Source organism: Pantoea sp. SM3 (genome assembly GCF_000963995.1).
Classification (GTDB): Bacteria; Pseudomonadota; Gammaproteobacteria; order Enterobacterales; family Enterobacteriaceae; genus Pantoea; species Pantoea rwandensis_B.
In genome coordinates, this window is the sequence record NZ_JZRD01000038.1 from 1 (window position 1) to 18,153 (window position 18,153).

The window sequence follows — 18,153 nt, forward strand, 5'->3', positions numbered from 1 at the left end:
AACTGACAAGCATTACGCCATTTATGGCGGCCTTTTTTATTCGGCGATTTTTTCATTTCCCTTTCCAAATAAAATTCCTGATGACAACCCGGCACGCTCTGTGCAGGATAGTTTTTTTATTTTCAGGGAATCACCATGAGTGCAAAAGCGGCAACGTTAGAGGGCCGGATACAACAGCACTGGGATCAACTCTCCAGCCATGAGCAGCGACTGGCCGACGTGCTGCTGGCGGCACCTGGCCAGCTGGCGATGAACACCGCGACCGAACTGGCACAGAGTGCCGGCGTTTCCAAAGCCACCACCACGCGTTTTTTCCGTCATCTCGGTTACGAAAGCTATGAAGCCGCCCGCCGTCAGGCGCGTGACATGCAGAGCAGCGGCTCACCGCTCTATCTGCAAGCCGTGCCGACCGCATCACCGCTCGCCAGCATCATGCAGCAGCACCTGGAAAAAGAGATCGCCAACCTGGTCAACAGCTATCGCACGCTGGACAGTGAACAGCTGCAACAGGCGGTGAGCGCCATTGCGCAGTCACGCCGCGTGGTGGTGATGGGCTGGCGTCACAGTCAGACCATTGCACAGCTGATTTACCGCGATCTGGTGCATATCCATCCCGATGTGCGCCTGTTGCCGCGTCCCGGCGATTCGCTGGCGGAGCATCTCGCCGCCCTGAATCAGCAGGATGTGGTGATCTGTGTTGGCCTGCGTCGGCGTATGCCTGCGCTGGAAGCGGCAATGAACGCGCTGGCAGAACGCGCCGTGCCGATGCTGTATATCGCCGACGTACTATCCGGTAAACCGGCGCGCCATGCGCAATGGGTAGTGCGCTGCCACACCGACAGTAGCCTGATGTTCGACAGCACCGCCGCGCTCTCGGGTGTTTGCAATCTGCTCTGTTCACTGGTGGCCCGACAAATGGGCAAAACCAGTAACGATTACCTCGCGCAGGTTGAAGCGTTGCACCAGTCCCTCGACGAACTCGAATAATGCCCCGTTCTGGCGCGCCATGCGCCAGCGTTCGCACTAAAAAGGTGCAATCATTCCCCCGTGTTATCAGTCCATTTTTGCCTGCGTGAAATCTAAGAAATTTAATTTTTAATTAAAGAAACATATGTTTCTCACTGATTTTATTCAGTAATACCCCTTGTACCTCAAAGGTGTTACCTGGAGGGTGAAAAAGCTGGCACAAAATATGCTCAGTAGAAAAAGACATTTCACCAACACCAGGGAAACACCACAATGAAAAAAACAGCACTGCTGATCGCCGCACTTCTCTCCGTTGGCACCATGGCGCAGGCGAAAGCCGACACCCTGAGTGACATCAAAAGCAGCGGCAAAATCACCGTTGGCATCGATCCAACCTTTCCTCCATACGAATACACCAATGATTCAGGTGAGATCACCGGCTACAGCGTGGCGATCATGCAATCCTTCGCCAAAGATCTCGGTGTGAAACTGGAGTTTCAGAAAACCGCCTTCAGCGGCATTTTGCCGGGCCTGATTTCTGGCTCGTTCAACGCCGAAGGCTCTTCCCTTAACATCACCGCTGAGCGTGCGAAAAAAGTGCTGTTCACCGTGCCTTACAGCAAAACCGTCAACGGTGTGCTGGTGCGCGAAAGTGAAGCCAGCACCTTCAGCGGCAAAACTCTCAGCCCGGAAAGCCTGTCCGGACTGCGTGGTGCAGTGAAAACCGCCAGCGTGCCCGAGCAGTTGCTGAAAGGCTTTAACGAGCAGCTGAAAAAAGAGGGTAAAAAACCCATTACCATCATCAACGTGGATTCGCTGGATCAGACCGTCAGCACCCTGATGACTAAACGCGCGGACTTCGTTTATGACGACATCTCGGTACTGGCGCCGGTGGCGAAAAAATACGCCGGTAAAGTGGCGCAGGTCGGCGAAGTCGGTCCTTCACAGTGGATGGGTTGGGCAACACGTAAAGAAGACGGCAGCCTGAATAAAGCCATCAGCGACCATATTCTGGCGATGCAGAAGGATGGCGAGCTGACCAAACTGCAGCAGCAGTATCTCGGCACCACCTTTACCGTGCCCGCCAGCGATTTCATTCCTCAGGAGTAATTATGTGCCAGTGCAATCTGACTGTGCCTGCGGGCCATGGCAAAACCTTCCGCGTGCGTAAGGGCCAGTTTATTACCGTGATTGACAGTGAAGGGCAGCAGGCGGCGGATTTCGTCGCCGTCAACGCCGATGATTTAAATGAAAAGCTGTCGCCGGTGCATACCCGCCAGCACTTGCGTTCGTTGTTCTTCAAACCCGGCGACGCGCTGTGGTCGAGTGAAAACCGCCCGATGCTGCGTATCCTGGCGGACAGCATCGGCATCCACGATGCGAACGTGCCAGCTTGCGATCGCACACGTTTCAGCGTCGATTTCGGTGTCGAAGGCCACCGCAACTGCGTCGATAACCTGCTGGAAGGGATGAAGGCCTTTGGCGTGACGTATTTCTCGTTACCTGAGCCGTTCAACCTGTTCCAGAACGGCCCGGTGACCGCCGATGGCCGGATGGAAGTCACCGATCCCAATAGCAAGGCAGGCGACAGCATTACTTTTGAAGCGCTGTGCGATCTGATTTGTTCGGTGTCGTCATGCCCGCAGGACATCATTCCCGGCAACGGTTTGCAGGTCACGCCGATTGATATCGTGGTGAGTGACGAATTTCACGCAGAGGAGATGAATCATGCTGTTAATGCGTGAAAGTTATGAAGAGACCGCTGAGCGCACGCTGGCACAAGCGTTCACGGTTGAACCGGGCAGCGTTGGGTCGATAAAGGTGCTGCGCGGCCAGTTGCTGCGCATCACGGCTCAAGCCGACGGCGCGGTGGCTTCTCTGTTTGGCTTCAGCCTTGCCGATCCGGCGGTGTGGTTGTCCGTGCATCACACTCGCGTGTTCAGCAACAGCTATCTGCTCGGCTCGGGCATGCGTCTGGTCAACAACCGCCGCCGCCCGATGATGGTATTAGGCAAAGACAGCGTGAAGCGCCATGACCTGCTGCTGCCAGCCTCCACCCGCGCATTCCTGGCGGAAAAAGGTTATCAGGGCGAAGGTTGCCTGGAAGCGGTGAGCGGCGAGCTGGCGCGATTGGGCATGGTGGTGCCGAAGCTACCAGACCCGATTAACCTGTTTATGCACGTCAAATTGACACGTGCGGGCGACATCCTGCCAGAGCCGAACCTAACTAAAGCCGGCGACAGCATTACCTGTCGCGTGGTGATGGACACCCAGTTCATCGTCTCGGCCTGCAACACCGGCATTGAGGGCAACGATCAACCCGCACCGCTGCTGCTGTCTGTAGCGGAAAACCTGCACGACTTTAACGCGGAGTAACGCATGGGGCTGGATCAACAGGTAGTGGCCGCGCTGCCAGAACTCGGACATGGCCTGCTGATGACGCTGCTACTGACCGTGCTGGCGTCGTTGGTTAGCGTGGTGATGGGGCAGCTTGGTTGCTTCCTGCAACTGCGTCGCGCCTGGATCTGGCGCGCCATCGGTCGACTGTACGTCAGCCTGATGCGCGGTACACCGGCCATCGTGCAACTGTTCGTAGTGTTTTTCACCCTGCCGCGTTTGGGGCTCGGCGGTCAGCCGATGCTTGCCGCCGTGATCGCCATCGGCCTCAACAGCGGCGCCTACGTGGCGGAGATTTTGCGCGTGAACCGTTCGCTGGTCACGCGTGGGCAACTCGAAGCGGCGCGGACCTTAGGTCTGAGCCGTTTCCTGACCTGGTGGTATGTGATTAACCCGCAGGTCATGCGCGCCAGTCTGCCGATGCTGGTCAACGAGTTCACTATTCTGCTGAAAACTACGCCGCTGGCATCGGTGGTGGCACTGACCGAGTTGACCTACGCCGGGCAAATTGTGATTGCGCGCACCTATGAAGCCACTCAGGTGCTGTTGTTAGTGGCGGCGGGATATCTGTTGATTGCCATGCCGTTGATTGCCGCCGCACGACGTCTGGAAGCCAAACGGAGGATCGCCTGATGGATTGGCAAGCTATTTTGACCTCCTTGCCTTCACTCGGTGACGGCATGATCGCCACGTTGAAGTTGTGCCTCATCGCCGCCTTTTGTTCTTTGGTATGGGGCGGGCTGATGGCGTTACTGCTGATGCGCGCTTCGCCGTTCTGGTTGCGCTTGCTCAACCTCTACAGCGGACTAACACTCGCACTGCCGCTGCTGGTGGTGATCTATTTGCTCTATTTTGTGCTGCCAGAGTACGACATCACATTGTCATCGCCGGTAGTGGGCGTACTGGCCCTGACGCTCTATTACGCGCCCTACATCGCGCAGGTTATCCGCTCGGCCATCGAGGCGTTGCCGAAAGGGCAATGGGAAGCGTGTCGCGTGCTGGGCCTGAGCCGCAGCGAGCAGTTACGCGATGTGGTGCTGCCGCAAACCCTGCCGCAGATGTTGTCGCCGCTGGTCGGGCTGATGATTGGGTTGATCAAAGACTCTGCGCTGCTGTCGATTGTCTCGGTGCAGGAGTTTATGTACGCCGCAAAACAGGCGATTTCGGATACCTACGCGCCGCTGGAGATCTATCTCACCGTGGCGCTCTGTTACTGGCTGCTCAACAGTCTGATCGACTGGCTGGCACGCGGCCTTGAATCTCGCATGACGCGCTATCGTCGCGGCATGCAGCATTAATCAGGAGAACACTATGTCGGCTGAATATCAGCATCGTGAAGCGATAACCATTCCCGCGCGCTACGGCAAAGCGGTGCGTTTGAAGAAAGGGGAAGCGGTGCAGGTGATCAATCTGCACGGTACGCAAGTGGTGGATTGCTGGGCGTACAACGCCGAAGACGTCACTGAATATATGTGTATGGAAGCGACGCGTGTGTGGAACCAGCGTCTCAATCCCAAAGTCGGTGACAGTTTTATCACCAGCCAGCGCCACCCGATTTTAACGCTGGTGGCGGATACCTCACCGGGCGTGCATGACTCCTTCATGGCCGCCTGCGATGCGCGTCGTTATGAGTTGTTGGGCTGCACCGAGTATCACCGCAACTGCCACGATAATCTGTTTGAAGGCATGCGTGAGTTAGGTGTCGAGCTGCCGCACGGCAATCTGGCGTCATTGAATATTTTTATGAATATTCAGGTGCAGCCGGACGGTATTACTCTGAAAACATTGCCGGTGGTGACCAAGCCGGGCGATTACATTGTGTTGCGCGCCGAGATGGATTGCTTCGTGGCATTCTCGGCCTGCCCGCAGGATATCGTTAGCATTCAGGGGCAGGGTGATAACACCCCGCGCGATGCCGAACTGCGTATTCTGACCGCCGGTTTCCCGCAGGTGCAGTTAAAAGGGGCTTGGGTGCCTGCGTAAGCGCCTTTTTCTTTCCCCTCTTCCACTGGAAGAGGGGAGTGATCCCGTTGAGGGATTGGCATTTCAGTGAAAGATAGCGGATTCAGACGCATCAGCGGGATCGAGACTCTCGGATGCTTTACGACTTAATCACCTGATCCAGCCACACCTGGAAACGTGCGTAAGGCACATACAGCGCCACATCCTTATACAAGGTCTTACCGCTTTTATTGTCGTCAATCGCGCTGCTGTAGCCGACAATCACCCCCGCCAGCGTATCGTCGCTGGCGTTGTACACCGCACCGCCTGACATGCCTTTCACTACACCGGCATTTGCGGCCACCACCACACAACTCGGTTTATTCCAGTCATTCGCCAGTGTGGTGTTGATTAAATTCTTGCCGCTTGAGGCCACCGGCATGGCCGAGATAAAGCTGTAACCGTATAGATTGATGTTGTCGCCAATATGGCTGTTGCGGAACGGTGGGGGCAGATTGGGTTCGGTGTTCTTGTGATACACCACAGCGATATCGCACTCAGGATGCCAGGCTTTCACCCGATACATGGAGTATTTCGCCACGTGTGCGGCCGTCAAACTGTATTCAGGTGTTAGTGGAATGGTGGTGCCCAGCGCGCCAATACCCAGCACGGTAGGAATGCCAGTCACGGTCATATCGACGCGTTTTGCGGCTTCTTTGCTGTACTCGTAGTGACCCACGGAGCAGCCACTCAGGCAACCCACTGTCAGTGCGATCAGCCATCGCATAGGTGTTCCCCCTGCATTTTTTGACACCGCATCACCGCGTAACTGGTTGAGGTATCGGCAATGCGCGCGCATCCTTTACTGATTGATTTCTCGCCGAAAGCTGAATTGCTGTGACAACGATCACAGCTGAATCAAGCGTAGCGTGAAAAGTGCCATCTGTCTCAGTGGTCAGCTGCAGTCACTTTCCCGCGCAGGGATTATTGCGTTGCAAGCAAAAATGCCTTGCAGCACAGAGGCTGGTTGAGCTGCCAAGCCTGTGCTTTAATCAGAATGTGACGCAGTTCAAATAATAAAACCCGTCATCGTTTGGGTTGCAGGTAAGTTGGCTGATATCGCTCACTCTAATCACTGATTTAAGCCAGCTCATCGGGATTGTCTCGTTTGCCCCTGCCTGCAACTCAAAAGAATGAGGGTATGCGTCCGTTGTAACCGCATTGCGTCCGCCGTGCGGCCCGCCTGTAAAACATTTTAGGAGAGTGTGTTATGCCTGTTGCATTACTGGCGCTGGCGCTGAGTGCGTTCGCCATCGGCACCACGGAATTCGTGATTATGGGATTGCTGCCGGAAGTGGCGGGCGATTTACAGGTGTCGATTCCTTCAGCAGGATGGCTGATCAGTGGTTATGCACTGGGCGTGGCCATCGGTGCACCGATCATGGCGTTGCTGACGGCGAAGCTGCCGCGTAAACGTACTCTGATTCTGTTGATGATCATCTTTATTATCGGCAACGTGCTGTGTGCGCTGGCGTACACCTATAACCTGCTGATGCTGGCGCGTGTGGTCACCGCACTGTGCCACGGCGCCTTCTTTGGTATCGGCTCGGTGGTGGCAGCGAGTCTGGTGGCACCCAGCCGTCAGGCATCGGCGGTAGCGTTGATGTTCACTGGCTTAACTCTCGCCAACGTGCTGGGCGTGCCGCTTGGTACCTGGTTTGGTCAGCTGTTTGGCTGGCGCGCCACCTTCTGGGGCGTGGCGATCATCGGCATCCTCGCCTTTATCGCTTTGATTGTCAGTCTTCCGACCAACAAAGAAGAGAAACCGGTGCATCTGGCGAGTGAAGTCAGCGCGCTGGCGAATGGCAAACTGTGGCTGTCGCTGCTGATGACGGTGTTCTTTGCTGCAGCGATGTTTGCGCTGTTTAGCTACATCGCGCCGTTGCTGTTGCAGGTGACGGGCATCACCGATCGCGGCGTGAGCTGGACGCTGTTCCTGATTGGTGCGGGCTTAACCGTCGGTAACATCCTCGGCGGTAAACTGGCCGACTGGAAAGTTTCCTTCAGCCTGATCCTCAGTTTTGTGCTGATCGCGGTGTTCTCGCTGCTGTTCAGTTGGACCAGCCACGCGCTGTGGCTGGCAGAAATCACGCTGTTCCTGTGGGCGATGGCGACCTTTGCGACCGTGCCCGGCTTGCAGATTAATGTGGTGCGCCACGGTAAAGACGCACCTAACCTGGTCTCCACGCTGAATATCTCTGCGTTCAACGTCGGTAATGCGCTCGGTGCCTGGGTCGGCGGCGCGGTGATCGATAAAGGCTACGGCCTGACGTCAGTGCCGGTCGCCGCCGCTGCACTGGCGGTGGTCGGTCTGGTCATCTGCCTGATCACCTTCCGTAAGTCGGGCGGGCAGGGCGAAGCGGTACGCGCTTAAGCCAGACGCTCAGCAATGCGTTGGTTAAAGGTGGCCACCTGCTGTTGCAGATGGTCGCAGAAGTGATCAACCAGCGCTGAGGCCGGGCGATGCTGTGGCCGCACCAGGCTCACGGTGAAGGGCACCGCAATACTGAACTTGCGCATCACCACACCGCTGTCGGCGTAATCCAGCGCCGTCAGCGGATTCACAATCGAAATCCCCACGCCAGCGCGCACCATCGCACATACGGAAGCCGCACTGTGCGTCTCCAGTACCAGACGACGCTCCACTTCTTGTTCATGAAACAGCGAATCTAACAGCTGACGATAGCTATCACTGCGCGACAAGCTGACGTAATTCTCCCCCTGAAAATCCTGCGGCGTCAGCACCTCACGCTGGCACAGCGGATGGTTTGGCGGCAGCACGCACACTTCATCGCAGGTCAGCAGCGGTACGCGCTCGGTGCCTGCCGGGGCATGCTGGGTTTCGGTCAGACCCAGATCGTAGCGCTGTGCCGACAGCCACTCTTCCAGCAGCGGCGACTCCTGCGGAATGATGTTCAGGCTGACCTGCGGATAGCGTTGCAGGAAAGGCTGTAGCAAGGGAGGTAACAGCGATTGCGAAAATACCGGTAAACAGGCAATCGACAGCTCACCCTGGCGGAACTGGCGCAAACCTTCGGCGGCATCCATGATGCGGTCTAAGCCGTACCACGAGCGTTGTACTTCTTCATACAGCCGTAAACCCTGCACCGTGGGCTGCAAACGTCCGCGCACCCGTTCAAACAGTTCCAGCCCCAGCTGCTGCTCCAGCCGCGCCAGCTCACGGCTCACCGTCGGCTGTGAGGTATGTAGCAATGCAGCCGCCTGCGTCAGGTTGCCGCTGGTCATCACCGCATGAAAAATTTCGATATGTCGCCAGTTAATTTTTGCCATAAATCCTCTCTGCAATTCCATATCATATTTGCATAGCTGACGCTAAAACAGATATTTTTCTGAATTGAACGGCTGTGGCTAAATAGTGGCAAAGACACAGGAGAATTAAGATGCCACGTCCACTGAACAACACCGAAACGGCACTGACTGCCGACAATTTATTGCCGCTGGCGCAGCGCTATGCTGGGCCATTCTGGGCTTACGATGCCGCGATTATTCAGCAGCGTATTGCGCAGTTGAGCGCCTTTGACGTGGTGCGTTTCGCGCAAAAAGCCTGCTCAAACATTCACATTCTGCGTCTGATGCGTGCCGCTGGCGTAAAAGTAGATTCCGTTTCACTGGGTGAAATTGAACGCGCCCTGGCCGCCGGTTTCCAACCGGGTGGCGAAGATATCGTCTTTACCGCTGACGTTTTTGATCAGCCAACCCTGGCGCGTATCGCGGAATTGAAAGTGCCGGTCAACGCCGGTTCCGTAGACATGTTGCATCAGCTTGGGGCTGTATCACCAGGCCATAAAGTCTGGCTGCGCATCAACCCGGGATTTGGTCATGGTCACAGCCAGAAAACCAACACTGGTGGTGAGAACAGCAAGCACGGCATCTGGCACAGTGATCTGCCGCTGGCGCTGGCGGCGATTCAGCAGCACGGCCTGAAACTGGTGGGCCTGCATATGCACATTGGTTCCGGTGTCGATTATGGCCACCTGCAGCAGGTGTGTGACGCGATGGTCGATCAGGTCATCGAATTTGGCCAGGATCTGGAAGCCATTTCAGCGGGTGGTGGTTTGTCGATTCCATACCGTTTCGGCGAAGAAGCCATTGATACGCAGCACTATTTCGGCTTGTGGAGTGGTGCGCGTGACCGCATCGCGGCGCATCTCGGTCATCCGGTGAAACTGGAAATTGAACCTGGCCGTTTCCTGGTGGCAGAGTCTGGCGTACTGGTGTCTCAGGTGCGTGCGGTTAAGGAGATGGGCAGCCGTCACTTTGTGCTGGTGGATGCCGGTTTCAGCGATCTGATGCGTCCATCCATGTACGGCAGCTATCACCATATTTCCGTGCTGCCAGCCGATGGTCGCGCGCTGAGCGACGCAACCGTTGAGAGCGTGGTGGCCGGTCCGCTGTGCGAGTCGGGCGATGTGTTCACCCAACTGGAAGGCGGTAAAGTCGAAACCCGTGCGTTGCCAGCCACGCAGGTCGGCGATTATCTGGTGTTCCACGATACCGGCGCGTACGGCGCATCGATGTCGTCCAACTACAATAGCCGTCCATTGATCCCTGAAGTGCTGTTTGAGAACGGCACATCACGTGAGATTCGTCGCGCGCAGACCATTCAGGAGCTGCTGGCGCTGGAGCTGATGTGATTAAAATTGTTGCGCTCAGCGAGGTGCCGCACCACGCCAGCCATATCACCGACTGGCTGTGGCAGGCGTTTGGCGAGGGAACATCCCGCGAATTTTACGACAGCATTGTGCGCAGCAGCCTGAACGGCGCCGAATATCCGGTGACTTTTGTGGCACTGGATGGCGATGTGCCGTTGGGCACGGTGGGATTCTGGCGCTGTGACTTGATCAGCCGTCAGGATCTCTATCCGTGGATTGCCGCGTTGTATGTGGATGAACCTGCGCGCGGCAATGGCTTGAGCGAAGCGCTGCAGCAGCATGTGTTGAATTATGCCCGCGAGCGCGGGCATGAAAAACTGTGGCTGTGGTCAACGTTTGGCGGCTACTACGAGCGCTTTGGCTGGCAGTATCAGTGTGACGCGCTGGAGTTCCCGGATGTGCGAGTGAAGGTTTATTCGCAGGCGTTATAACCCGGGCGGCATAAATGCCGCCCCTACGGTGTTTAGAGAGATTCGCACGCCAGATTGAGCATCGGGTCGATAGACGGGTATCCGCGCACCACATTTTTCATCGGATCGAGAGGCCGTTTTTCGTAGAGTGCGCATTAATGCGCACCGGAAAATCAACCTGGCCCACTCACCGAATGGCGTCTCACCAACGTCGGGCTAAACATGTTGGTCACCTCCGGCATCTCTGTGCCGTTGGCTAACGCCAGTGCCAGCTGCGCCGCCTGCTGCGCCATAGTGACAATTGGATAACGCACCGTGGTGAGTCGTGGACGCACATAGCGCGAGACCAGCACATCATCAAAACCAATCAGCGACATCTCTTCTGGCACGCGAATACCGTTGTCGCTCAGCACTGCCAGCGCACCGGCGGCCATCGAATCGTTGTAACAGGCCACGGCGGTGAACTGCTTACCGCGCCCCAGCAGCTCGGTCATCGCCTGCTCGCCACCGACTTCATCCGGCTCGCCCCACGCCACTAAGCGGTCGTTAGATGGTAAACCGTGCTCTTTCAGCGCATCGTAATAGCCCTGCAGGCGGTCTTCGGAGTCAGAAATCGGGTGGGTCGAGCAGATAAAGGCGATTTGCGTATGGCCTTGTTGGATCAGATGGCGTGTCGCCAGCCAGGCACCGTAACGGTCATCGAGCGCGATACAGCGCGACTCAAAGCCTTTCAGCAGGCGATTCAGCAGCACCATACCCGGCACCTGCTTCATCAGCACTTCTAAATCGGCGTCAGGAATTTTCTTGGCATGCACCACTAAGGCATCGCAACGATGCCGCATCAGTTGCTCAATCGCCTGACGCTCTTTTTGCTCAATGTGGTAACCGTTACCAATCAGCAGGAAGTTGCCGGTGGCACCTGCGACTTCATCGACAGCTTTCACCATCGCGCCGAAAAACGGGTCGGAAACGTCACCCACCACCAGACCAAGGGTTTCGGTGGATTGCTGCGCCAGCGCGCGTGCATTGGCGTTCGGGTGATACTGCAACTGCTCCATTGCCTGGGTCACGGCGAGGCGTGAACTCTCGCTGGCTTTGGGCGAATTATTGATGACGCGGGAAACGGTCGCGACCGATACCCCAGCCATGCGGGCAACATCCTTAATGGTAGCCATGCGGTTACTTGCATCCGGGAAAACGTTTACACATCCCATCAGTGTTACGGAAAACAGTACCTGTAGCAACCCGCGAGAATGCCAGCGCTGTCGCAAAAGTGCGGAAAATCAGGCGCTCACAGACTGGCTTTAGCCCTGCTATCGCCTCATGGTATGCTGCCAGCACGATTCAGACCTGCCTGCCGGACCCAATAACCATGAAAACACGCGTGCCACACCTGGCGCACTGGGGCGCATTTACTGCCGTCACGGAAAACGACCGCCTGATTGGCTGTGAACCCTTTTTTGCTGACGCCGATCCGTCGCCGATGCTCAACACCATCCCGGAACTGGTCTACTCGGATAAGCGTATCCGCCAGCCAATGGTACGTCGTTCATGGCTAAAGTCGCGTGAGAACAGCGATCGCACGCTGCGTGGTCGTGAAGATTTTGTCGCCGTGGATTGGGATACCGCACTGGATCTGGTGGCGGAAGAGAATCGCCGCGTGCGCGAGCGCTACGGCGCATCGGGTATTTTCAACGGTTCCTACGGCTGGTCATCGGCTGGACGCGTTAACCATGCGCGCACCCTGATCCGTCGTTTCTACTTCCAGGGCGGCGGCGGGGTGGACCAGCAGGGCAACTACAGCTGGGGCGCAGCGCAGTTCTTCCTGCCCTATGTGATTGGTACCTACATGCCGCTCACGGGCCGCGTCACCGACTGGCCGAGCGTGGTGGAACATGCCGACATCTTTATCGCCTTCGGTGGCCTGGCGCTGAAAAATGCCCAGGTGGCATCGGGCGGAGCCGGGCAGCACAGTCTGAAACCGGCGCTGGAGCAGTTGAGCGCTAAAGGCACACCGATCATCAACATCAGCCCAATGCGTGATGACTGCCCGGCGTTCGTCAATGCCGAGTGGATTCCGATTCGCCCGAACACCGATGTGGCGCTGATGCTGGCGCTCGGTTATGAGATTACGCGCCGCAATGCGCTGGACGAAAGCTTCCTTGCCAGCCACTGCACCGGCTGGCCGCAACTGCGAGAATATCTGTTAGGCGAAAGCGACGGTATCGCCAAAACGCCGGCATGGGCGAGTGCCATCACCGGGATTCCGGCGGCGCGTATCGCGTTGCTGGCACAGCAGCTGATTGGCAAACGCAGTTTTATCACCTGTTCTTACTCGGTACAGCGTGCTCATCGCGGTGAGCAGCCGTACTGGATGATGACTGCGCTCTCCTCGATGCTGGGTCAGCCAGGCTTGCCGGGCGGCGGTTTCTCCTTTGGTCACGGTTCGATGAACAGCGTCGGTAATCCGCGTCAGGAAGGGCCCGCGCCGATGATGAGCACCGGGCCGAATCCCGGCAACTTCTCGATTCCGGTCGCACGCATCAGCGATATGCTGCTGAATCCCGGCCAGCCTTACCATTTCCAGGGCGAAACCCTGCACTATCCCGATATCCATCTGGTGCACTGGGCGGGCGGTAATCCGTTCCACCACCATCAGCAGCTCAACCGCCTGGTGGAAGGCTGGCAGCGCCCGGATACCGTGATCGTGCAGGATATCGTCTGGACCCCGGCGGCGCAGATGGCGGATATCGTGTTACCCGCCACCACCACGCTGGAGCGCAACGACATCGGCGGCTCTTCACGCGATCGTTTTGTGTTTGCGATGCATCAGGCGGTGAAACCGCAGCACCAGGCGCGCAACGACTTCGATATTTTCGCCGATATTGCCGATCGTCTCGGTTATCGCGATGTCTTCACCGAAGGGCGAAATGAGATGCAGTGGATTGAACACCTGTATCAGCAGTGTGCGGTGGCGCACGCGCGCAAAGATATTCACTTCCCGGAGTTTGGTGAATTCTGGCAGCGCGGCTTTGTTGAGATCCCGGAAGGCGGCAAGCCGTACGTGTTTATGGATGATTTCCGCGCCAACCCGCAGGCCCATCCGATCCAGACCGCCAGTGGCAAAATCGAGCTGTTCTGCCAGACCATCGCCGATTATCAACTGGAAGATTTTGCCGGACATCCTGAATGGCGTGAGCCGCAGGAGTGGTTGGGCGCACCGATGAGCGAGGATTTCCCGCTGCATATGATCTCGATTCAGCCCTCGGATCGGCTGCACAGCCAGATGGACGCGACTGCCACGGTACAGGCGAATAAAACTGCCGGACGTGAAACCCTGTATATGCATCCGCAGGACGCCAGTGCGCGTGGGATTGTGGATGGCGACGAAATCGAAGTCAGTAATGCGCGTGGCCGTATGCTGGCCGGTGTGCGTCTGACCGATGGCTTAACGCCAGGTGTGGTGATTATCTCCACCGGCGCCTGGTTTGATCCCGGATTCGGCCGTGCCTGGCAGCCGTGGGACCGTGCCGGTAACCCCAATGTGCTGACGCTGGATATCGGCACCTCGTCACTGACGCAAGGCCCTAACGCCATGAGTTGCCTGGTGGAAATCAAAAAACACCTGATGTGAATGGGGTGCTAACAATCTCACCGCTGGTTACATTTTGCGGGTAACTGTTGCGTTTGAGAGATGGAGAACCGTCATGCCACCTTGCTACAGTCAGGGTCCCAGAGGTATTGATGGGTGAGCATCAAAAAGTTTTCTTGATTACACCGACCTGCGCAGATGCGCAGGTTTTTTTTGCCTGTCGCTCGCGCTAACGAACTGAAACACAGTTTTCCTGTCAACTCGCTTTACCTTTCTTTATAACTGCGGATAACAAGCTTGAAAAAACTGTTTATTGCAGCGGAATGCTATGCCCCGTATAAAAAAACTTCTGGGAAAAGACCAGATCAAAGCCCCATTTAACCCGTTTCGTTTTCGCCTGATTTGTCTGGGTGTCTTCAGTTGCATGGTGTTGCTGCTGATCTTCGTCGGCGACCTGCAACTGATTAAGCATCCGATGCTGGAGCACGAGGCCGATCAGCGTTCACTGCGCACCGTCACCTTACCTACCAACCGTGGCACCTTACTGGATCGTGATGGCCAGGCACTGGCACTGAGCGTACCGGCGCGTGATATCATCGCCGACCCGATGCGCGTGCTGGAAGCCAATCCCGACTTCACCAACGCCAAATGGACATATCTTGCCTCGGCGCTGAACTTACGTCCGGAAGAGTTGCGTGAGCAGATCACCGCGAACCCGAAAAAACGCTTCCTCTATCTTGGCCGTAAGATCGAACTGGGCATCGCCAAAGACATCGCCGAACTGCACCTGAAGGGCATCAGCTCGGTATACAACGACAGCCGCTTCTATCCAATGAGTGAAGCCGCTGCGCCGTTGATTGGCATTGTCGGAGCTGACAGCAATGGCCTGAACGGTCTGGAGAAAGGTTTCGACCACGTGCTGCAAGGCGAGCCGGGCAAAGAGGTTTATCGTCAGGACAAAGAGGGCAACATCGTTGCCATGCTTGATTACGAGCCGCCGAAGCAGCCGCCAACGGTACAGCTGAGTATTGATAAGTTTGACCAGTTCACCCTCTACAGCAAACTGCGCGATGGCGTGTTGCTAAATAAAGCGGATTCCGGTGCGGCAGTGCTGATCAAGATCGATACCGGTGAAATTTTGGCGATGGCATCTTATCCCTCATTCAACCCGAACAATTATGAAAACGCTACGCCAGCACAGATGCGTAACACCGCGATCAATGACAGCTATGAACCGGGTTCGACGGTCAAACCCCTGGTGGTGCTGGAAGGACTGGAGCGTCATTTAATCCGCCCTGACTCTGTGCTGGATACCTCGCCTTACACGGTAAATGGCCATTTGATTCGTGACGTTGGCCACTGGCCGCGACTGACGGTGACCGGTATCCTGCAAAAATCGAGTGATACCGGCGCCTCTCATATTGCGCTGGCGATGCCTGCCGACGCGCTAGTGAATACCTATCAGGCATTTGGTCTGGGCAAACCCACAGGATTAGGGCTGACAGGCGAAAGCGTGGGGTATTTCCCGCTGCATCGTCAGCGCTGGGCGGATATCGAACGTGCGACCTTTGCCTTTGGTTACGGCTTGCGTGTGACGCCGCTGCAAATCGCGCGTGAATACGCCACGTTAGGCAGCTATGGCATATACCGCCCTCTCTCAATTACCAAAGTGACACCGCCGGTGGTGGGCACACAGGTGGCGAATCCAGTGACCGCAGAAATCGTGGTGCATATGATGGAGAGTGACGTACTCCCAGGGGGATCGGGACTACGTGCCAACGTACCGGGCTATCGTCTGGCGACCAAAACCGGTACCGCTGAAAAAATGGGCCCAACTGGCAAATATGATGGTGGTTACGTTAACTACACCGCCGGGGTTGCGCCGGCCAGTCATCCTGAAGTGGCGCTGGTGGTACTCATTAATCATCCCACTGCGGGCGACCACTTCGGGGGTACGGTGGCGGCACCGACCTTTGGCAACATTATGGGGCCGGTGTTGAAGCATATGAACATTGCGCCTGACGCCATCTACAGCAAACCGAATTCGGATAAATCTTAGTAAAATCAGGATGTAACTGCCGCGAGGTGCTTTTCACACCTCGTTGCATTTCGCCGAACTCCGTTGCGATTTGCGGCTGTTTTCTCACACCACTTTCGGCGACGATAAAAGTCCCAGAGGTATTGATTGGTGTGAAGATCGGCTGCTGCGGCAGCAATACCTGTCCTCAGGTATTCACCCTGTTCGGTTGCACCGACCCACGCGGATGCGTGGGTTTTTTTTACCTGAAATTTACCGCTGAGCGAACTCGCTCACACCTCTTGTCTGAGTCTTAACACTTCCCCGCCAACATAAAAATATCTTGCTGTGTAACCTATGCGTAACGCACCGCGATGCCGCATTCCATTTCGGTTCGCCAGCCCCTTGCCGTGTTGGTAGCGCGGCTTTGGGGCGTTTTTTATTGCCATTCGTTGAGGTGTGTCCCGATGCCAAAAACCAAAGACCGAACGCCAAAAGGCGGGGGCCGCTCCTCGGCGTTTCAGTTACGCATTCATCCGGAGTTGCATGACCAACTGCGCGAAGTCACCGAAGATGAAAACATCACGCTATCGTGCTGGTTGAAAGATTTGGCGCGCCGCGAATTGCGTCGTCGCGGGATTGAGCCTAAAGGTTAGCGCGGTCGAGATGAAGGGGGAGCGTAATGAACCACTTTGCACTATCGGGTCGCGGCGCGATTCATCGCGGGAGTTGAAGTCATGTTGCCAGGGCAAAACGCACAATAAATTGCACCGCCATGTCGAAGAAAACCCGCAAAAAGCTAAATTTCACAGCCATTTATGGCACGAAAGGTTTACCATTTTCCTTTGGAAAATATATTTTACGCAACCTTAACAACCGCCTTATCACTCCCTCCCTACAATGATTTTTTGCATGTCATCACATCAGTGACTATCCCTCCTTTCATCCAGAGAAAAATTATGCGCCTGAAACTTCTTTCTGCCAGCGTGGTGTTTTTACTGGCAGCCTGTGACCAGGGCGGAGCAAAGCCCGCTGCATCCGCGACACCCCAGGTGGGTGTCATCGCCCTAAAATCTGAGCCCGTCACGCTGGTGACACAACTGCCTGGCCGCACCACGGCGGTCCGCACCGCGCAGGTGCGCCCACAGGTCAGCGGCGTGATCCAGAAAATCCTGTTTACCGAAGGCGGAGAAGTGAAAGCGGGCCAGCCGCTCTATCAGATCGATCCGGCAACCTATAAAGCCGCTTATGACAAAGCTATGGCGACCTGGCAAAACGATGCCATGGTGGCAAAACGCTATCAGCCGCTGGCTTCTGCCCATGCCATCAGCCAGCAGACTTACGACGATGCCGTCGCGGCCGAGCGTGAAGCACAAGCCGATGTGGAAACCGCTAAGGTCAATCTTGATTACACACTGGTGAAAGCGCCGATCTCGGGTCATATCAGCCGTTCGCTGTATACCGCCGGTGCCCTGGTGACTAACGGCCAGACCGACTATCTCGCCACCATCACTCAACTTGATCCGATCTATGTCGATGTCAGTGAGTCATCCACCGACTTGCTGCGTCTGCGTCGTGCATTAGCCGACGGCAAAATTGCCAAAGTGGATGACAACACCGCTGCGGTTGGCCTCTCTCTGGAAGACAACAGTCAGTACGGGCAGCAAGGCAAACTGGCGTTCTCGGAAGTGAACGTCGATACCGCCACCGGCACCGTGGTGCTGCGCGCCGTATTCCCGAATCCCCATAACGAGCTACTCCCGGGCATGTATGTGCACGCCAGCTTCCCGCAGGGTATTCAGCAGCAGGGGATTCTGGTGCCGCAGGAGTCGATCATGCATGACACCAAAGGCCAGCCGTATGTCTACGTGGTGAAAGGCGACAACACCATTGAGCAGCGCAGTATTCACACCGGCGAGATGATCAAAGGTGAATGGCTGGTGACGTCTGGGCTGAGTGAAGGTGAACAGGTCGTGGTGAACAATCTGCAAAGCGTGCGTGCTGGGGCGAAAGTCACTACCACTGCCGCCAGCACCAATGACACGCCATCCGCCAATGCCGTCAGTCTGTCGATGACCGACGCAGCGGCGCAATAAG

At 56.4% G+C, this 18,153-nt stretch carries 17 protein-coding genes; 14 read left to right on the forward strand and 3 right to left on the reverse strand.

Translation table 11 applies throughout. The features are described 5' to 3' along the window. Positions 1-135 precede the first annotated feature (135 nt). The 7 genes from VI01_RS19745 to VI01_RS19775 all read left to right on the forward strand — a co-directional run bounded on the left by VI01_RS19745 (position 136) and on the right by VI01_RS19775 (position 5,346). Positions 136-987: a MurR/RpiR family transcriptional regulator gene (locus tag VI01_RS19745; protein WP_038645024.1), complete on the forward strand. Its 852-nt coding sequence runs from the start codon at positions 136-138 to the stop codon at positions 985-987. Positions 988-1,239: 252 nt separating this feature from the next. Beyond that, positions 1,240-2,076: a transporter substrate-binding domain-containing protein gene (locus VI01_RS19750; RefSeq protein WP_045816377.1), complete on the forward strand. Its 837-nt coding sequence runs from the start codon at positions 1,240-1,242 to the stop codon at positions 2,074-2,076. Between the two features lie 2 nt (positions 2,077-2,078). After that, positions 2,079-2,711 carry a DUF1989 domain-containing protein gene (locus VI01_RS19755; RefSeq protein WP_038645028.1) on the forward strand — a complete coding sequence of 211 codons (633 nt, stop codon included), beginning with the start codon at positions 2,079-2,081 and terminating at the stop codon, positions 2,709-2,711. After that, entirely contained in the window at positions 2,695-3,342 is a 648-nt protein-coding gene (locus tag VI01_RS19760; RefSeq protein ID WP_045816378.1) for an urea carboxylase-associated family protein, read from the forward strand. The genes VI01_RS19755 and VI01_RS19760 overlap by 17 nt, the downstream gene beginning before the upstream one ends. A gap of 3 nt (positions 3,343-3,345) precedes the next feature. After that, the gene (locus VI01_RS19765; RefSeq protein WP_038645032.1) at positions 3,346-3,996 is read left to right on the forward strand and encodes an amino acid ABC transporter permease; all 651 of its coding nucleotides are present in this window, start codon (positions 3,346-3,348) and stop codon (positions 3,994-3,996) included. Next, on the forward strand, positions 3,996-4,661 hold the full coding sequence (locus tag VI01_RS19770) for an amino acid ABC transporter permease (protein WP_038645034.1): 666 nt from the start codon (positions 3,996-3,998) through the stop codon (positions 4,659-4,661). The genes VI01_RS19765 and VI01_RS19770 overlap by 1 nt, the downstream gene beginning before the upstream one ends. 13 nt (positions 4,662-4,674) lie before the next feature. After that, positions 4,675-5,346, forward strand: coding sequence for a DUF1989 domain-containing protein (locus tag VI01_RS19775; RefSeq protein ID WP_038645037.1), 672 nt, complete (start codon positions 4,675-4,677; stop codon positions 5,344-5,346). Between the two features lie 118 nt (positions 5,347-5,464). On the opposite strand, the gene VI01_RS19780 is transcribed toward VI01_RS19775, so the two are convergent. Next, positions 5,465-6,091 (reverse strand): hypothetical protein, encoded by a 627-nt coding sequence (locus VI01_RS19780; protein WP_045816379.1) that lies wholly within the window; start codon positions 6,089-6,091, stop codon positions 5,465-5,467. A gap of 483 nt (positions 6,092-6,574) precedes the next feature. Between VI01_RS19780 and VI01_RS19785 the strand changes: the two genes are divergently transcribed. Further along, entirely contained in the window at positions 6,575-7,738 is a 1,164-nt protein-coding gene (locus VI01_RS19785; RefSeq protein WP_045816380.1) for an MFS transporter, read from the forward strand. Here VI01_RS19785 and VI01_RS19790 read toward each other — a convergent pair. Then, a complete protein-coding gene (locus tag VI01_RS19790; RefSeq protein ID WP_045816381.1) occupies positions 7,735-8,655 on the reverse strand; it encodes a LysR family transcriptional regulator in 921 nt (306 codons plus the stop codon). The two genes, VI01_RS19785 and VI01_RS19790, sit on opposite strands and share 4 nt — an antisense overlap. A 110-nt stretch (positions 8,656-8,765) precedes the next feature. Here VI01_RS19790 and lysA point away from each other — a divergent pair, with 110 nt between their 5' ends. After that, complete coding sequence (lysA, locus tag VI01_RS19795) at positions 8,766-10,019, forward strand: diaminopimelate decarboxylase (protein ID WP_045816382.1); 1,254 nt, start codon at positions 8,766-8,768, stop codon at positions 10,017-10,019. Next, complete coding sequence (locus VI01_RS19800) at positions 10,016-10,468, forward strand: GNAT family N-acetyltransferase (protein WP_045816383.1); 453 nt, start codon at positions 10,016-10,018, stop codon at positions 10,466-10,468. Before lysA ends, VI01_RS19800 begins: the two co-directional genes overlap by 4 nt. Positions 10,469-10,620: 152 nt before the next feature. Here VI01_RS19800 and galR read toward each other — a convergent pair whose 3' ends face one another. Beyond that, the gene (gene galR / locus VI01_RS19805) at positions 10,621-11,622 is read right to left on the reverse strand and encodes an HTH-type transcriptional regulator GalR (protein WP_034823157.1); all 1,002 of its coding nucleotides are present in this window, start codon (positions 11,620-11,622) and stop codon (positions 10,621-10,623) included. 197 nt (positions 11,623-11,819) lie between these two features. Between galR and VI01_RS19810 the strand changes: the two genes are divergently transcribed. From VI01_RS19810 to VI01_RS19825, 4 genes are all read left to right on the forward strand, one after another. Beyond that, positions 11,820-14,081 (forward strand): molybdopterin-dependent oxidoreductase, encoded by a 2,262-nt coding sequence (locus tag VI01_RS19810; RefSeq protein WP_045816384.1) that lies wholly within the window; start codon positions 11,820-11,822, stop codon positions 14,079-14,081. 286 nt (positions 14,082-14,367) lie between these two features. Continuing rightward, on the forward strand, positions 14,368-16,098 hold the full coding sequence (locus VI01_RS19815) for a penicillin-binding transpeptidase domain-containing protein (RefSeq protein WP_045816385.1): 1,731 nt from the start codon (positions 14,368-14,370) through the stop codon (positions 16,096-16,098). Between the two features lie 425 nt (positions 16,099-16,523). Beyond that, positions 16,524-16,712 (forward strand): hypothetical protein, encoded by a 189-nt coding sequence (locus VI01_RS19820; protein WP_045816386.1) that lies wholly within the window; start codon positions 16,524-16,526, stop codon positions 16,710-16,712. A gap of 303 nt (positions 16,713-17,015) precedes the next feature. Then, a complete protein-coding gene (locus VI01_RS19825; RefSeq protein WP_045816387.1) occupies positions 17,016-18,152 on the forward strand; it encodes an efflux RND transporter periplasmic adaptor subunit in 1,137 nt (378 codons plus the stop codon). Position 18,153 lies beyond the last annotated feature (1 nt).

Excerpts from the sequence above, each read along its gene's own strand:
- VI01_RS19765 (WP_038645032.1), top strand. The coding sequence starts at position 3,346 with ATGGGGCTGGATCAACAGGTAGTGGCCGCGCTGCCAGAACTCGGACAT.
- VI01_RS19755 (WP_038645028.1), top strand. The coding sequence starts at position 2,079 with ATGTGCCAGTGCAATCTGACTGTGCCTGCGGGCCATGGCAAAACCTTC.
- VI01_RS19810 (WP_045816384.1), top strand. The coding sequence starts at position 11,820 with ATGAAAACACGCGTGCCACACCTGGCGCACTGGGGCGCATTTACTGCC.
- VI01_RS19750 (WP_045816377.1), top strand. The coding sequence starts at position 1,240 with ATGAAAAAAACAGCACTGCTGATCGCCGCACTTCTCTCCGTTGGCACC.
- VI01_RS19745 (WP_038645024.1), top strand. The coding sequence starts at position 136 with ATGAGTGCAAAAGCGGCAACGTTAGAGGGCCGGATACAACAGCACTGG.
- galR (WP_034823157.1), bottom strand. The coding sequence starts at position 11,622 with ATGGCTACCATTAAGGATGTTGCCCGCATGGCTGGGGTATCGGTCGCG.
- VI01_RS19790 (WP_045816381.1), bottom strand. The coding sequence starts at position 8,655 with ATGGCAAAAATTAACTGGCGACATATCGAAATTTTTCATGCGGTGATG.
- VI01_RS19770 (WP_038645034.1), top strand. The coding sequence starts at position 3,996 with ATGGATTGGCAAGCTATTTTGACCTCCTTGCCTTCACTCGGTGACGGC.
- VI01_RS19760 (WP_045816378.1), top strand. The coding sequence starts at position 2,695 with ATGCTGTTAATGCGTGAAAGTTATGAAGAGACCGCTGAGCGCACGCTG.
- VI01_RS19815 (WP_045816385.1), top strand. The coding sequence starts at position 14,368 with ATGCCCCGTATAAAAAAACTTCTGGGAAAAGACCAGATCAAAGCCCCA.
- VI01_RS19825 (WP_045816387.1), top strand. The coding sequence starts at position 17,016 with ATGCGCCTGAAACTTCTTTCTGCCAGCGTGGTGTTTTTACTGGCAGCC.
- VI01_RS19785 (WP_045816380.1), top strand. The coding sequence starts at position 6,575 with ATGCCTGTTGCATTACTGGCGCTGGCGCTGAGTGCGTTCGCCATCGGC.
- VI01_RS19775 (WP_038645037.1), top strand. The coding sequence starts at position 4,675 with ATGTCGGCTGAATATCAGCATCGTGAAGCGATAACCATTCCCGCGCGC.
- VI01_RS19780 (WP_045816379.1), bottom strand. The coding sequence starts at position 6,091 with ATGCGATGGCTGATCGCACTGACAGTGGGTTGCCTGAGTGGCTGCTCC.
- lysA (WP_045816382.1), top strand. The coding sequence starts at position 8,766 with ATGCCACGTCCACTGAACAACACCGAAACGGCACTGACTGCCGACAAT.
- VI01_RS19820 (WP_045816386.1), top strand. The coding sequence starts at position 16,524 with ATGCCAAAAACCAAAGACCGAACGCCAAAAGGCGGGGGCCGCTCCTCG.